Below are 16643 nucleotides of genomic sequence, written 5' to 3' on the forward strand. Positions count from 1 at the left end.
GCAATCCGACAATATCGGTACGCGAGGAGGGTGTTACATATGGAAATCTGGACCGTCGTTGTTCGTACGGTCGTCATGTATTTTACGGTGTTCATCGTGCTTCGTTTGATGGGAAAACGGGAAATCGGCAAGCTGTCCGTATTTGACCTCGTCATTTCCATTATGATTGCTGATGTTGCGGTATTTGTCATTGAGGACAAGAATCGGCCTTACTGGGAAGGATTTGTGCCCATAGGTGTGTTAATCATCATCCAAATCAGTCTGTCCTTTATGTCGTTGAAAAGTAGAAGGCTGCGGCTTCTTTTTGACGGGTTCCCGAGTATTGTAATAGCGAATGGGAATTTAAATCGGAAAGAAATGAGTAAGCAACGGTATAACCTGGATGATTTAATGCAGCAGTTGCGTGAACAAGGCATCGATAATTTCGAGGACGTGAAGTATGCGATCCTGGAATCAACGGGGAAGCTGACCGTGTTCCTTATGGAGAATGCCAGCAGCTCCAACGGGCAGTCCAGCGGCGCCGATGATTCGGATTATCCGGATATAATGGGCATGTCCAGCGGCTCCTCAACATCAGGTGATGACAGTTCGGAAGCGTCCGCTGCAAATTCTTCAAGCAATACTAAACAGAAGAAGAAGCCTACCCTGCCCCAGCCCGATCGCTTTCGGTTTGCAACCTTACCTCTTCCCCTTATCATGGACGGTAAGGTGCAGGATGATAATCTACAAAGCATTAATAAGACGCGATTTTGGTTGAAAAATCAACTTCAGTTAAAAGGTGTAAACGAATTTAAACAAGTATTTTTCTGTTCAATTGATCATAAAGGGCATATGTTCATCGATCGGAAACAACCATAAGAGGTTCTCCAAAAAGCCCCTTTTGACTACGAGCATAGGTTATTTATGGTGCGGCTTCGGGGCGAACCACTGCCGGAGCAAAGGAAGCCGCGCCAAATCATCGCGATCAATGAGACGCATCAGGATAAGCAATAGAAGATAAACGACCACCCCAGCCAGGCATGAAACGATAAACTTGGCTAAAAATTGCCCCGAAGCTGCAGGAAAGTGCGTGTATACGGCCTGCATGCACCCCGCAGTAATAATCATCGCGGCAGCTACTTTTAAAAAGTCCATCCAAGGCATTTTGAGCTTTATATGATGAATGACCCCTATCCCATGAAGCATAGTGACGACAACCGTATTAATACATATAGCGATGACTGCACCATAGATGCCAAGACTTGGATTTGAAGTAAGCTGGACGATAAGAATGATCTTCAGCGCTGCTCCGATAAATGTATTTACCAATGCCGTGCCGGGACGTTCAAGCGCTTGCAAGGCGGCTTGAAGTGGAGCCTGCAAGTAAATGAAGACGGCGATGGGGGCCATCCATTTTAACATAGGCGCGACGCTCACATCGTTATAGAGCAGCGCACATAATGGAAGCGCCAATACGAACATGGCGACGGCAAACGGAGCGCCGCTGACTAGAGCGAGCCGCAGCGCTTGATGGATGCGCTTATGAATCGTCTCCATATCTTTGCGTCCTAATGCCTCAGACAGAGAAGGGACCAAGGAGACAGCCAGAGAATACGTCAATGCGCCCGGTAAGGTAAGTATAGGGATAATCATACCTTGCAAGGCTCCATATTGAGCGGTGGCAACTGCGGTAACGACACCCGCCATGGCTAAGCTTCGCGCAATCGTAATGGATTCCAATAAATAGGACAAGGAGCCGATGAGTCTTCCTCCGGTCACAGGCAGCGCAATATGGAGCAGGCGTGACATTTCGCTGCGTTGGTCTGCAGCAGGCTGCTCTGTCTTGACTTCATCGTCCGCTGCGGTCTGCTTCCGAGCAGAGCGCATGAGAAACATTAACACGAGCAGTCCCCCTAATTCACCAACAACGACGCCTGCCATGGCGCCTGCGGCAGCCCACTCGAGGCCATAGGGCAGGAGCATATATGCAAAGACGATGACGGCGACAATGCGGATGAGCGTCTCCGTGACTTGCGACATCGCGGTGGGGACCATGTTCTGCATGCCTTGAAAATAACCGCGCAGCACGGAAGAGATGGCGACGAACACAATGATCGGAGTCATCACGAGAAATGTATAATAGACCCGGCTGTCCGTCAGCAGCTTGGACGTAATCCATGGGGCCAGCACGACGTAGAGGACGGAGAAGATGATACCAGCGCTAACAGTGAGCCGCATGGCGGTCACTACAATTCTGCGAACGCGCTGCTTGTCCCCCGTAGCATCCGCCTCAGCGATAAGCTTGGCCACTGCTAGCGGAACTCCGCCTGTAATGAGTGTAATGATGACGATAAGAAACGGATAACCTAGCTGATAAATGCCTACTCCTTCTGCCCCGATAATGCGCGGAAGGGTAATGCGAGGTATAAACCCGAGAATCCGATTAATAATGCCTGCGGCCAATAAGATTAACGTTCCTTGTATAAACGATTGCTTTTTCACGGTTCATCCCTCTTCCGAAGCGGACTTGTCTACCTGTTATATCCATAGATATGCGGTTGTCCCTATTCCATGCCGATTCGTTCCTATGAATGTCGTGCTGCAGGCAAGTTTTCTTTTTCTTACGCATGGAAAAGATGTGGAGCAGGAATTCGGCACAGTGAGGTCGAATGTTGTCATAATTAGAAAGGGGATGTGCGGCATGTCTGAGCTGTATACCGAACAAGAGCGCATTGAGGCTATCGAGCTGTGCTGCATCAGTAAGGCGGAAGAGCTAAGGCTGCTTGGCTATGAGTACGTAACGGGAGAAGATGTATGGGAATGCGTCAGTGCAAAGTATAAAAAAAATAATGACAAGCCGGCGCTGCATCGCGTCGTGAATGACATACTGTCTTTAAAATCAACGCAATTTATGAACTATATGACCATGGCGGCTTTCCGGGGGGAACCATTTAATGGAGGTTGTTCAAAAAACCTTTTATCACGAACTAATATAGGTGAAAGCTAACCATGTAAAACAGAAACGCAGCTCATCATGCTCCGATAAGGAGCTTTTCTTCTGCAAACAAAAATAATAATTTTTTCCATGAAAATAGCGTGGAAACAGTATGTACTACGGCACAAGAGCACAGTGAATCCCGTTATCGCCATGATCCGTAAAATTGACTCGAAAAATGACCGCCGATATAATAGGAATATTGAATATGAAAGGGGACTTGGGACGATATGAAAAGGGTGCTCGCATTCCTGCTCATCGTTGTTGTATCGCTAGGCGTTATTGTTTGGACTAGCCCTTCGATAGTCAACAACATACGTCTCGGACTCGATTTGAAGGGCGGATTTGAGATTTTATATCAAGCATCGCCACTTGAACCGGGCGGGAAGATTACATCTGAGGCGCTGAGACAAACGGCAAGAAGCTTAGACAAGCGGATTAACGCGACAGGGACTAGTGAACCGGAAATTACGATTGAAGGTTCGGATCGTATCCGCGTAAAAATTGCCGACGTAAAAAACGAAGAGGAAGTACGCAAAAGATTGAAAGAACCTTCCGTGCTGACATTCCGCAGCTCTGACGGTTGTAAAGAAGCGACGGATTACTGCAAAGTGGAGTTGAAAGGTACGGACTTTGTAGAAGGTGGAGCAAGCGTTGTGTTCAATGATCTCCAGCAGCCGATCGTAGCGATTAAACTGAAGGATGCCAGCAAGTTCTCGGAAATTACGAAACGGTTGGCTTCCTTGGCACCGGAACAACGGAATCGCCTTGCCATTTTCATGGACGAGCATTTGATTTCCGATCCGGCAGTCAGCTACGAAATTTCAGGCGGGGAAGCAACCATTACGGGTCAACGCACGAACGAGGAAGCGAACGAGCTTCGGGATACGATTAATTTAGGGGCGTTGCCGCTGAAGCTGACCGAGAAATACTCGCAAAGCGTTGCTGCAACACTCGGTAAATTGTCACTCGATCAGACCGTGAAAGCGGGCTTAATCGGCACAGCGCTTATCCTTCTATTCATGCTGATCGTGTATCGCTTGCCTGGCGTCATCGCAAGCTTCTCGCTTATTCTGTTCACGTGGATGCTGCTCATCGTGTTCTGGCTATCCGAGATTACGCTCACATTGCCCGGGATTGCGGCATTTATTTTGGGGCTCGGGATGGCCGTGGATGCCAATATTATTACGTACGAACGGATTAAGGAAGAGCTTCGCAGCGGCAAATCGATTAACTCTTCCATGAAAGCCGGTTCCAAGAACTCCTTCCGTACGATTATGGATGCGAACATCACGACGATTATTGCTGGTGTCGTAATGTACGTTCTTGGAGAAAGCCAAGTTAAGGGCTTCGCGCTCATATTGATGATGACTGTTATCGTCAGTATCTTTACGAACGTGTTCCTCTCCCGTATTTTCCTGCACATGCTTGTGAAAGCACATGTGTTGACCAAACCGGGATATTTCGGCGTAAAGGAGAGTGAAATCCGTGCGCTTTAAGGGAACATTCAACTTTGTTCATTCCAGCAAGTATTTCTTTATCTTTTCCATCGTCATTACGATTCTTGGGGCGGTAGCACTCGGCGTATTTGGCTTGAATTACGGCGTTGACTTCAGTTCGGGCACGAATGTGGATATCACTTCGACGAAGACGATAGAGAAGACTCAGGTTGACGATTTGCTGAAATCGTATGATTTCAAGAAGGAACCCATTATTACGACGGGGGCCGAACGGATGACCATTCGCTTTAGCGAAGTGTTGACCGAGCCGCAAGAGAAGCAGTTTAAAGCTGATTTCAACAAGATTGATCCCGGGGCTTCCTTCGAAATCAGTACAGTTGACGTTGAGATCGCACGTGAGCTGCAGCGCAACGCGCTGCTTGCTGTCGGGATTGCCAGCTTAGGAATTATTCTTTACGTCAGCATCCGGTTCGAATGGCGCTTTGCGGTCTCGGCGGTTGTAGCCCTGCTGCATGACGCATTCATGGTTATCAGCTTGTTCTCAATTCTCAGGCTTGAGGTTAACCTGCCGTTCATCATTGCGATTCTGACGATTATAGGTTATTCCATCAACGATACGATCGTTATTTTTGACCGTATACGAGAAAATCTGCGGTTTTCAAAAGTTAAAAACATTCATGACCTGGCACACTTGGTCAATGACAGCATCTATCAGACGCTGACTCGTTCTATTAATACGGTGTTGACCGTGCTGGTTGCGGCACTCTGCTTGTTCATCTTCGGCAGTGAGTCGATTCGCATGTTCTCACTAGCGATTCTGTTCGGCTTGGGATTCGGTGCGTACTCCTCCATCTTCATCGCGAGCCCGCTCTGGGTTGTACTGAAGAGCAAGGAGAAAAAGAAACCGAAGGCATCTACCAAGACACAGCAAGCACAATAAGGACGAATTGGCATTGCATAATTGCGAAGTCAATGCTGCCTATTTCACTTGCGTGAAATAGCAAAAATTTTCGTTTCTTCTCATATTTGGGAGGAAAGAAACATACGATAAAGCCGCGTCCGTTTGTGACGCGGCTTTGGCGTTGTGCGGCAGCGTGCCTCTCATCGGTTGAAGATCAAGCTGCCAACGCCACAGACATAATGTGATACAAACGAGGGATGTAAATGTCTACTGACCGTTTTGCCAAAGCTGAGACAGGTGCATGGATAGGGATCATCGGAAATGTCGTTCTTGCTGCAGTGAAAGGAGCTGCCGGCTTTTTGTCCGGAAGTCAAGCACTTATCGCTGATGCATTCCACTCCGCCTCCGATGTAGCAGGCTCCTTTGCCGTGCTCATTGGGTTAAAGGCTGCCAAGCGTCCGCCGGATAAGGATCATCCCTACGGACATGGAAAAGCGGAATCGATTGCGGCCATTATCGTCTCGGTATTGCTCCTTGTCGTTGGACTTGAGCTGGCGATTTCTGCGGTCAAATCGATTTGGAACGGACAAGTGGAAATACCGAAATGGTATGCACTCGCGGCAATTATGTTATCCATTGTGGCCAAAGAAGGAATGTTCCAGTATAAATATCGTTTAGGCAAAAGACTCTCTTCCCAAGCTCTTATCGCGAATGCATGGGAGCATCGCTCGGACGTGTATTCGTCCATCGCGGCGTTAATCGGAGTCGGCGCAGCGATGATTGGGGGGCAGCTCAACATTGGTTGGCTGCTGTACATGGACCCTGCTGCGGGTGCCGCTGTTGCTGTACTAGTATTGCATATGGGCTATAAACTTGTCATGGATTCCATCCATTCGACGATGGATCATGTCCTTCACGACGAAGAAGCTAATCCGCTCATCCGTGCGGTGCAAACGGTTGATGGTGTTATTACCGTTGATGAGCTGCGCGCACGGGAGCATGGTCATTACGTCATCGTAGATGTTAAAATAAGCGTAAATCCGCGCATGACGGTAGCTGAAGGACATATGATCGCCAAGCGGGTCAAAAATCATTTGCTGCAGCGCTTTTTACACGTTGCCGATGTCTTTGTTCATGTGAATCCGTTCGATCCTGGGTATCCTTACCGAATGCAGGATCAAGTCCGGGAGGACACGACAACCTTATTGCAATAGATGTTGATAAAGGAGAGGAAGGATGCTTCATCCACGCTCGCGGTGGATCTGTGCGGAAACATCGGAAGCCCGCGTTGAACAGTTGGCGCGCGAAGCCAATATTTCGAAGCTGCTGGCGCGTATGTTCATGGTGCGCGGGGTAGAAGATGCGGAGCAGATTCATCGTTTTCTAAATGCTGATGTTGAACTTATGCACAATCCGTTCCTTATGGCCGGTATGGAACAGGCAGTGGAACGGATTCGACAAGCGATTGCCAATAATGAACGAATTCGCATTTATGGGGATTACGATGCAGACGGGGTGTCGAGCACCTCATTGATGATTTATGTGATGCGTCATTTGCAGGCGAACTTTGATTACTACATTCCGCATCGGGCCAACGAAGGTTACGGCCTGAATAAGGCGGCGATCGATCACGCGAAAGCGGCAGGCTGTACGCTCATCATCACTGTCGATACGGGAATAAGCGCCCTCGAAGAAGTTGCATACGCCAAGGAGTTAAGCATTGATGTCGTTGTCACGGACCATCATGAGCCACCGGAACAACTTCCTGACGCTTACGTTCTCGTTAATCCGAAGCTTCCATACTGCACGTATCCGTTCAAAGGATTAGCAGGCGTAGGAGTTGCCTTTAAAGTCGCTCACGCACTGCTTGGACGCTTGCCAGAGGAATGGCTGGAGCTGGCTGCCATCGGCACGGTGGCGGATCTGATGCCGCTTATCGATGAGAACCGGATCATTGTCCAAAAAGCGCTGAAACGTATGGGTCGTTCCGATTATACGGGGATACGAGCCTTAATGAGAATCGGCGGTATTGAACCGAACCATGTAACATCGACAGATATCGCCTTCTCGATGGCGCCGCGAATCAATGCCAGCGGACGGCTCGATCATGCGGATACGGCAGTACAGCTTTTGACGACGGATGATGACGAGACGGCCCAAGCGTGCGCGGAAGAGCTCGATCGGCTGAATCGGGAGCGGCAAAAGATTGTGGAAAGTATCGTGAAGGAAGCGGAAGCCCAACTGGAAAAAAAGATAGAACAGAGAGAAGGCGTTCCTCACGTCATCGTGCTTGCAGCCGCAGGATGGAATGTTGGAGTCATCGGTATTGTCGCTTCTAAAATATTAGAGCGATATTATCGGCCTACGTTCGTGTTAGGTATTGATCCAGAGAGCGGTATGTGTAAAGGTTCAGCCCGATCGATCCCCGGATTTGACCTGTATGAAGCGATGACCGACTGCGCCGAGCTGTTCGAGCATTACGGAGGCCATAAGGCTGCAGCGGGTATGACGATCCATCAGGATAAGCTTGAGGAACTGGAACGATGCTTGAATGAGTCAGCTCAAGCGAAGCTGAAGGAAGAACACTTCATGCCTAGCGTGGAAGTGGACGCGGAATGTGAAGTGTCAGACGTTCCGCTATCCGAGATTGAGCAGTTGGAACGTCTCGCTCCATTCGGAATGGGCAATCCAAGCCCTCGTGTCGTCATTCGCAATGCGATCGTGCGCGATAAGCGGACGATGGGTAAAGAAGGTCAACATTTGAAGTTGATGTTGGCGAAAGACCGTGCTACATTGGATGCGGTAGCTTTTCATCGCGGCAGCTTGTCGCATCGAATCGCCTCCGATGTGAGGGCAGATGTGCTTGGCGAACTGTCGGTAAACGAATGGAACGGCCAGCGCAAGCCTCAACTTATGATGCAGGATATTCGCATTGCAGAGCGGCAATTGTTCGATATGCGAGCCACCTCCAATGCTGTGGATAAGGCAGTTGAGTTGGCTAGAATATTAGAACAGGACGCGCCGCAATCATGCGCTCTTGTCTTGACACGGGAGCAGGCGGGTGTATATGCAGCCGAGCCGTATGTATGGCTGTACAGCGATGAAGAGAAGGGACCTGTCATTATTCCGGGTGCCTGGGGCTGGAAAGCGGACGATGCATTCGTTGCCGACCTGTCAAGCCATGTGCGAGAACTAGTCATCTGCGGCATGCCGCCAAGCGAGGAAGAATTCGAACGAGTGGCCCGGCAGCTGCCGGACGTCGAAAGAATATATGTCATCCTGCCCCGGCAACCGGAGGGAGGACGGCTGCACTCGCCTGAACGGGAACGCATCGCTCGCGCTTATAGTGAATTGAGACGATTGGCAACATGGGACACTAAACCGGCACTATTACAGTCGCTTGCCTCTCGATTGAACATGAGCGATAGAGAACTGCTGCTCCTGTTCGCTGTATTTCAAGATTTGGACTTTATAACATGTATATTATCTCAAGACAAAGTAACCTATCGCATCGTGGAGCAGCCTCAGAAGACTTCACTTGAACAATCGCAGCGCTATCAGGATTGGATGATTGCCTCCGCCTGGGAAAGTCGTTGGTATGAACCAGCGACAGAGGCTTTTGCGGCTTGGCTCTGGTCATGCTGGGACCGTGTGCGCGGTGTATAACCAATTTAGGAGGAATTCGTATGGATTTTAAATCGTACATTCGTGTCATCCCTGACTTTTCACAACCGGGAATCAGCTTCAAGGACATTACAACGCTGCTCAAGGACGGTCCAGCTTATCAAGCTTCGATCGCAGCGATGAAAGAATTGGTCAAGGATAAGCAAATCGATCTGGTTGCTGGTCCAGAAGCGCGCGGGTTCGTTGTAGGCGCGCCGCTCGCCTTGTCCATCGGAGCTGGCTTTGTGCCTATTCGCAAGAGCGGGAAGCTGCCAGGCGACACGATTGAAGCCGGATATAATCTGGAGTACGGCAAAGACAAGCTGGCGATGCACAAAGATGCGATTCAACCGGGTCAGAAAGTGCTTATCGCCGATGATTTGCTTGCTACCGGCGGTACGATTTCCACTTCCATCGACTTGGTTCGCCAATTGGGCGGCGAAGTCGTAGGCGCATTGTTCTTGATCGAGCTTAGCTACTTGAACGGTCGGGACAAGCTGAAGGATATCGATGTGTTCACGCTTCTCACGTATTAATCCGACCTAAACAAAATCCCCTTGGAACCATGTTCCAAGGGGATTTTCTCTAAGTGTGTGTTCTAACAAGTTATCAGCTGTCGCTATTCGTTAGACAGGCGAAGCTTGTCGATGATGATGAAGAACAAGTTCAGGAAGATAGCGAGCACGGTCGCAAGCGCCATTCCTTTCAATTCGACGGCACCGAGCTGCAGCTTCGCACCACTAATGCCAATGACGATAACAAGCGTCGTCAAGAGCAGGTTTTTAGGCTTGCTGAAGTCAACTTTGGAATCGACCAGCACACGCAGGCCTGAAGCTGCGATGACCCCGAACAGCAAGAGTGATACGCCGCCCATGACCGGAACCGGAATGTTGGCGATAAGCGCAGATACCTTGCCGAAGAACGACATCAGCACGGCAAATACGGCCGCTCCACCGATAACCCACACCGAGTAGACACGTGTCAGCGCCATGACGCCAATGTTCTCTCCATACGTCGTATTAGGCGTAGAGCCAAGGAAGCCGGAAATAACGGTGGAAACCCCGTTGCCAAGCAAGGAGCGGTGCAATCCCGGATCCTTGGATAAGTCTCTGCCTACGATATTGCTTGTCACCATCAAGTGACCGATATGCTCGACGACGACGACGAGCGCGGCAGGTATGATGATGGCAATTGCCGTCAAATTCCACTCAGGGAACGTAAATGTCGGCGTTTTAAAGAAGGCGGCTTCTGCAACGAGGCTCATTTTGACTTCTCCCATAAAGTACGCGACGACATATCCAGTTATAATTCCAATGAGCACAGGAATGATTTTAAAGAAGCCGCGGAACATGACGTTCCCGATTATCGTTGTCCCGAGCGTGATCAGCGCGAGGGTGATAGCAGTCGAATCTAGCGGCGCATCCGGACTGGCCGGAATGAGTCCCGACATGCCAGCAGCGACCGGCACGAGTTCCAGACCGATAACGGCTACAATTGCGCCCATGGCTGCAGGAGGGAACAGAACATCCAGCCAGCGCGTGCCAACCCATTTGACGATTAGCGCCACGAGAATGAAGATGATTCCGGATACGATAAATCCGCCGAGCGCCTGTGCGTAGTTCTCAGTCTTCCCGGCCAGTACGACGGTCACCGGGGAGATGAAGGCGAAGCTCGATCCCAGATAAGCGGGGATGAGACCGCGGCATAAGACGAGATAGAACAGGGTGCCAAGGCCGTTCATAAGCAGTACGATACCCGGATCGATGTGGAATAGGTTGGGTACGAGAACGGTTGAGCCGAACATGGCGAACAGATGTTGAATGCTAAGCAGCAGTCCCGGGGCGAGGCCCGGTTTCTCATGCACTTGAATTTCGCGTTGCAAGGCGAATGCACTCCTTTAATATGTAATTGTAATTGGCCGCACAATGAAGTTTCAGACCCAACTATATAATTTACATGTTGTTGGGGTTTCATTTCAACAACAAATTTTACGATATCGATAAAAAAGTGACATGTATATAAAAAAATACGTTCCTTTATCAAAGTTTGACAGCAACGGACATCGGACATTGACAAAGCAATTTCGAGACCATTGACGGGAGACACCGAATAAAGGCATAATTATAGGATAATCTGTAGTCTAGGGGTACTGCCCCGGATGTAGAAAGGAATCGAAACGACTCCAATGGGCATCGAGCAATTATTAATGAAGGCTTCGACCTATATGAAAGACCCGGACCTGCAGCGTATTCGCGAAGCTTACGAATTTGCCGACAGAGCGCATTCCGGACAAGTTCGGAAGTCTGGTGAACCTTATATATTGCATCCACTGGCGGTCGCAGATATTGTTGTGAACATGCAGATGGATCCAACCTCCGCCGTGGCAGCGCTGTTGCACGATGTCGTTGAGGATACGTCTGTGTCGCTGGAGGAAGTGCATGCGAAGTTCGGGGAAACCTGTGCGATGCTTGTCGACGGTTTGACGAAGCTGGAACGCATTCAGTTCCGATCCAAAGAGGAACAGCAGAACGAGAACTATCGCAAAATGTTCATCGCCATGGCGAACGATATCCGCGTTATTGTCATCAAGCTGGCGGATCGGCTGCACAATATGCGCACGTTGAAGTATCAGTCAGAAGAAAGCCAGCGCCGTATCGCGTATGAGACATTGGAAATCTTCTGCCCGATCGCTCACCGACTCGGGATATCTGCGATCAAATGGGAAATGGAAGATATTGCGCTTCGTTACTTGAATCCGCAGCAGTATTACCGCATCGCGAATTTAATGCATAAGAAACGTGCCGAACGAGAGCAGTACATTTCCGACGTTATCGCTCGCATCAAAGAGAAGCTGGATGAGATGGGAATTACGGCTGATTTGTCCGGAAGGCCGAAGCATATTTATAGCGTTTATAAGAAAATGACGGCAAAAAATAAGCAGTTTAATGAAATTTATGATTTATTGGCGATTCGGATTATTGTCGATAACATTAAAGACTGTTACGCGACGCTTGGCATCATCCATACACTGTGGAAGCCGATGCCTGGCCGCTTTAAGGACTATATTGCAATGCCGAAGGCAAATATGTACCAGTCGCTTCATACGACGGTCATCGGCCCGACAGGAGAGCCGACAGAGGTGCAGATTCGTACATGGGAAATGCATCGCACGGCAGAATACGGGATTGCCGCCCACTGGGCCTATAAAGAAGGAAATACTTCCACAGGGGGCAGCTTCGAAGAGAAGATGACGTTTTTGCGTGAAATCCTGGATTTACAGCAGGAGACGAAGGATGCGCAGGAATTTGTCGAATCGCTCAAGATGGATTTCTTCTCGGACTCGGTATTCGTCTTCACACCGAAGGGAGAGGTTATCGAGCTTCCGACTGGATCGGTGCCGCTTGATTTCGCCTACCGCATTCATACCGAGGTCGGGAACCGCACGATTGGCGCTAAGGTGAATGGTCGAATCGTGCCGCTTGATCATAAGCTAAAGACCGGAGATATCGTTGAAATTTTGACATCGAAGCATTCGTACGGTCCAAGTTCGGATTGGGTCAAAATTGCTCAATCCTCGCATGCGCGCTCGAAAATTAAACAATGGTTCAAAAAAGAGAAGCGTGAAGAAAATGTGCAAAAAGGGCGGGACATGATTGAGCGCGAGTTAAAACGACTCGGCTTAGAGCCGCCTGCTTGGATGTCCGATGACAAATTGCTCGAAGCAGCGAAGAAATTCTCGTTTAACGATATTGAGGATATGATGTCAGCCATCGGCTTCGGCGGCATTACGGCAGCGCAAATCTGTACGCGCTTGACGGAGAAGCTCCGCAAGGAAGCAGAGGAAGCGAATCAGATTGAACTGACGCACGAAGTGAAGGAAGTCAAGAAAGAGTCGGAACGCAAATCCCGGCCGACCCATGGCGTCAGCGTCAGAGGCATCGATAATTTGCTTGTCCGCTTTGCCCGTTGCTGCAATCCGGTGCCCGGCGATGATATTGTTGGGTATGTGACGCGTGGACGCGGCGTATCGGTACATCGTGCTGACTGCTTGAATATCCCTACGACAGCGGATGGGGAAGAAGCGGAACGAATCATTGACGTGGCCTGGGGCGAATCAGTCGAGGCGAATTATAGCGTCGATATCGAGATTACAGGGATGGATCGGCGCGGATTTCTAAATGAGGTGCTGCAGGCTGTATCAGAGAGCAAGACGAATATCGCCGCAGTATCTGGTCGGTCCGACCGCAACAAGCTGGCGATGATCCATATGACGATTCTCATTCGGAACACAGATCATCTCCAAGCTGTCGTCGAGAAGATTAAACGAGTGAAGGATGTATACACGGTGCAGCGAATTATGCAATAATTCGCTGCTTTTTTTCATAAGCAAATCAGGAGGAACAAAGATGAAAGTCGTTGTACAACGGTGCAAAGAAGCCCGCGTCACTGTGGGTGATGAAATGGTAGGTCAGATTGCAGAAGGACTTATGCTGCTCGTAGGCATAACGCATGAGGATACGGAACAGGATGTGAACTGGATGGCGGACAAGGTGGCCGGCCTGCGTATTTTTGAGGATGAAGCAGAGAAGATGAATTTCTCTGTTCAAGATGTGAACGGCGCCATTCTTTCCGTTTCCCAATTTACGTTATATGGGGACTGCCGCAAAGGGAGACGACCGAATTTCATGTCTGCGGCCAGACCGGATCAAGCGGAACGGTTCTACGAGCTATTTAACGAACGGCTGCGTTCTTTAGGCCTGACGGTAGAGACTGGCCGTTTCGGCGCGATGATGGATGTCAGCTTTACTAACTGGGGGCCAGTTACTCTTATTATCGACAGCCAAGGCTGAGCTTAATGATAAGGGAACGTGTCATGATTAATGAACAAAGGAACCGCCCATACTAATAGTGCGATATGAAATAAGTCTTGTTACTAAAAGTGTGTGTTCAAGCTGCCGGATGATCTTCGTGATCAAAAGGGACTTTTTGAACAACCTCTAAAAGGAGTTATATCGTGCGGCAGTCTTTACATCAATTGGCGATACAATACAGTTCATTAACATCGGCGCAATCGTTGAAGGAATCAGCTAAGCTTTTGCGTGGCGAAGCAGAACATCAGGACGCGCTTCGCCGCAGCGGAGCACATATGAAACGTTAGCATAATGCCTATAATGACGCCCGGACGCTCTGTCTTACATGATGGAGGTTCGGGCGTCATTGTTTCACCCCGGCAATCGTCAGGGTATATGGAAAACAAGGAAGCTTCCAGTATGAAATGAAACGGGAAGTAAACAATAGGGAGAATGAGGTGATGCACATGAAACAAATTCAAGCTTACACACGTACAGAAAACGAAGCGGAATCCTTGCGTACCCAACTCGTTACTGTGGATGCGACGAATATTGAAGTAGGCGAGTTAGAGGCGTCAGTTGACGGGAAAGCGCTGCTGTTTGCTCCGATAGCGACCAATAACTTAAATGGCTCGACCTATACAGGCGGCGTGGGCAGCTTCGCCCCGGCTGGCATAATCTTTGCGCGTGACGATGACAACATTGCCGCATCTGCACCGCCGGCGGCGGATTCAATCGGCGAGGAAGCAGATTTCAGCCCTGCGCAGGTGTCGATATCCGAACCGACTGCGGCTCCGGACGATTTACGTTACGTGGTGGCGGCCAAGGTGGAACAATCGCGTTATGATGAAGCCGTGCGGCTTATACGCGAAAATGGCGGGTACGTCGAGAAGTTGGACTGACGTCGAATACTTTATTTTCCGTCTAAAATATGCTAGGATATCGATAATGCGCTCATGGATATGAGCGCTTTTTTACGCACAGAAAAGGCGGCAATGCTTGCCTTTTTTGCTTGCTTGGGAGGAATCTTGGAACGATGCGCATTACATTAATCGCCAACGAAGCGGCGTTTGAACGCTCGCTTGTCCATATTGTCCAATTGTTTGTCGAACAGCCTGAAGTGACCTATCAGGTAAGCTTAGATCCCGACTCAGTGCCGTCGGACGGGGAGGATGCCGTCATCGGACTGATGCAATGCGGCCCTGAGAGATTGACGCCCGAAGCATTTCCGCGAATGGAAGCGGGACTGGTGCGGGTGAAGGCCACGTTGCGCCTGCTGGGCGAAGGTAAAACGCTGGAAGCCCTCAACGAACGCTCGTTTCCGGCGGATGTGACGTATGAGCAATATCGGAAGCAGGTGAAGAACGCGTTTGCCCATGCGCTGCTGCAGGTATTGACGGAATGGACCGGAATCGAACAGCCGTGGGGCATTCTGACCGGTATCCGTCCGACGAAGCTGATGCACGACGCCCGCCGCAAAGGACTGTCTCAGGATGAGGCGAAGCGTATGCTGAAAGAGGAATATTTGATTACGGACGATAAGATTGGCCTGATGGAACGCATCGTCGACCGGCAATTGACAGCCCTGCCGGATTTGGATCGTTTGCAGGAGGAGATCAGCATTTATATCGGTATCCCCTTCTGTCCGACCAAATGCGCGTACTGCACGTTCCCGGCCTATGACATTAATGGGCGGCAAGGATCGGTGAATTCGTTCCTAGGAGGTCTTCATTACGAGATGCGGGAAACCGGACGTTTCTTGAAGGAACGCGGTATTCGCATTACGACGATTTATTACGGGGGCGGCACACCGACAAGCATTACGGCGGAAGAGATGGATATGCTCTACGAAGAAATGATGACGTCGTTCCCGGATGTGGACCGCGTGCGTGAGATTACGGTGGAAGCAGGGCGGCCCGATACGATTACGCCGGACAAATTGGCTGTGCTGAACAAGTGGAACATCGACCGGATCAGCATCAATCCGCAGTCTTACATCCAGGAGACGCTCGATATTATCGGCCGACATCACAGCGTAGAAGAAACGGTGGAAAAATATAAGCTGGCTCGGGAGATGGGCATGAGCAACATCAATATGGACCTCATCATCGGCCTGCCGGGAGAAGGAGTTCCTGAGTTCGAGCGTACGCTTGCGAAGACGAAGGAGCTGATGCCGGAATCGGTTACCGTCCATACGTTATCGTTCAAGCGGGCGTCGGAGATGACCAAGCACCGGGGCGAAGAGAAATTTAAGGTGGCCGATCGTGCAGAAATTGGTCGTATGATGGAATTGGCTGGGGATTGGACCAGAGAGCACGGCTACGTGCCTTATTATTTATACCGCCAGAAAAATATATTGGGCAATTTAGAAAACGTAGGTTATTGTTTGCCGGGAGCGGAAAGCTTGTATAACATCTTGATTATTGAAGAGATCCAAACGATACTCGGACTCGGCTGCGGGGCGAGCTCGAAGTGGGTGCATCCGAAGACGGGCGCTATAAGCCGCTTTGCCAATCCAAAGGAGCCGAAGGTATATAATGATAACTATGTGGAAGTGACTCGCAAAAAAATCGAGATGATGGCAGAGTTGTTCCAGTAGTCAAAAATAAAACGCTTTATTATTTGTAATCGTTTTGTAATGTTTGTTTCATCTTCCTTTAACATTGACAGCCTATAATAACAGACATGACCCCCTTTTAAAAATATATCTTTTGATAAACCTACATTCGATGTAGGTTTTTTTCTTGACTTTAGCGTGCTGCATCCTTACAATGTTCTTTATATTCCGACAATCG

At 49.6% G+C, this 16643-nt stretch carries 14 protein-coding genes; 12 read left to right on the forward strand and 2 right to left on the reverse strand.

Annotated elements, in window-relative coordinates:
- The first annotated feature begins 39 nt into the window (after positions 1-39).
- Positions 40-858, forward strand: coding sequence for a DUF421 domain-containing protein (locus LQV63_RS20575; protein ID WP_233698110.1), 819 nt, complete (start codon positions 40-42; stop codon positions 856-858).
- A gap of 39 nt (positions 859-897) precedes the next feature.
- On the opposite strand, the gene spoVB is transcribed toward LQV63_RS20575, so the two are convergent.
- Positions 898-2481, reverse strand: a complete 1584-nt coding sequence (spoVB, locus tag LQV63_RS20580; protein ID WP_233698111.1) for a stage V sporulation protein B — start codon at positions 2479-2481, stop codon at positions 898-900.
- A 199-nt stretch (positions 2482-2680) separates the two neighbouring features.
- Between spoVB and LQV63_RS20585 the strand changes: the two genes are divergently transcribed.
- From LQV63_RS20585 to LQV63_RS20610, 6 genes are all read left to right on the forward strand, one after another.
- Positions 2681-2986, forward strand: coding sequence for a post-transcriptional regulator (locus LQV63_RS20585; protein WP_233698112.1), 306 nt, complete (start codon positions 2681-2683; stop codon positions 2984-2986).
- 218 nt (positions 2987-3204) lie between these two features.
- Positions 3205-4473, forward strand: coding sequence for a protein translocase subunit SecD (gene secD / locus LQV63_RS20590; protein WP_233698113.1), 1269 nt, complete (start codon positions 3205-3207; stop codon positions 4471-4473).
- A complete protein-coding gene (secF, locus tag LQV63_RS20595) occupies positions 4463-5374 on the forward strand; it encodes a protein translocase subunit SecF (protein WP_019423654.1) in 912 nt (303 codons plus the stop codon). Before secD ends, secF begins: the two co-directional genes overlap by 11 nt.
- Positions 5375-5598: 224 nt before the next feature.
- Positions 5599-6549 carry a cation diffusion facilitator family transporter gene (locus LQV63_RS20600; protein ID WP_019423653.1) on the forward strand — a complete coding sequence of 317 codons (951 nt, stop codon included), beginning with the start codon at positions 5599-5601 and terminating at the stop codon, positions 6547-6549.
- A gap of 22 nt (positions 6550-6571) precedes the next feature.
- Positions 6572-9001: a single-stranded-DNA-specific exonuclease RecJ gene (recJ, locus tag LQV63_RS20605; RefSeq protein ID WP_233698114.1), complete on the forward strand. Its 2430-nt coding sequence runs from the start codon at positions 6572-6574 to the stop codon at positions 8999-9001.
- A 20-nt stretch (positions 9002-9021) separates the two neighbouring features.
- Complete coding sequence (locus LQV63_RS20610; RefSeq protein WP_233698115.1) at positions 9022-9534, forward strand: adenine phosphoribosyltransferase; 513 nt, start codon at positions 9022-9024, stop codon at positions 9532-9534.
- An 83-nt stretch (positions 9535-9617) separates the two neighbouring features.
- Here LQV63_RS20610 and uraA read toward each other — a convergent pair whose 3' ends face one another.
- Entirely contained in the window at positions 9618-10880 is a 1263-nt protein-coding gene (gene uraA / locus LQV63_RS20615; protein ID WP_019423650.1) for a uracil permease, read from the reverse strand.
- Between the two features lie 303 nt (positions 10881-11183).
- On the opposite strand from uraA, the gene LQV63_RS20620 reads away from it, so the two are divergent.
- From LQV63_RS20620 to LQV63_RS20640, 5 genes are all read left to right on the forward strand, one after another.
- Positions 11184-13364, forward strand: a complete 2181-nt coding sequence (locus tag LQV63_RS20620; RefSeq protein WP_233698116.1) for a RelA/SpoT family protein — start codon at positions 11184-11186, stop codon at positions 13362-13364.
- Between the two features lie 40 nt (positions 13365-13404).
- A complete protein-coding gene (dtd, locus tag LQV63_RS20625; RefSeq protein ID WP_019423648.1) occupies positions 13405-13848 on the forward strand; it encodes a D-aminoacyl-tRNA deacylase in 444 nt (147 codons plus the stop codon).
- Between the two features lie 164 nt (positions 13849-14012).
- A complete protein-coding gene (locus LQV63_RS20630) occupies positions 14013-14156 on the forward strand; it encodes a hypothetical protein (RefSeq protein ID WP_233698117.1) in 144 nt (47 codons plus the stop codon).
- Between the two features lie 159 nt (positions 14157-14315).
- Positions 14316-14750 carry a flagellar basal body rod protein gene (locus LQV63_RS20635; protein WP_233698118.1) on the forward strand — a complete coding sequence of 145 codons (435 nt, stop codon included), beginning with the start codon at positions 14316-14318 and terminating at the stop codon, positions 14748-14750.
- Positions 14751-14884: 134 nt separating this feature from the next.
- Complete coding sequence (locus LQV63_RS20640) at positions 14885-16447, forward strand: coproporphyrinogen III oxidase (protein ID WP_233698119.1); 1563 nt, start codon at positions 14885-14887, stop codon at positions 16445-16447.
- Positions 16448-16643: the final 196 nt, after the last annotated feature.

It is taken from the genome of Paenibacillus profundus (genome assembly GCF_021369635.1).
Taxonomy (GTDB): Bacteria; Bacillota; Bacilli; order Paenibacillales; family Paenibacillaceae; genus Paenibacillus_B; species Paenibacillus_B profundus.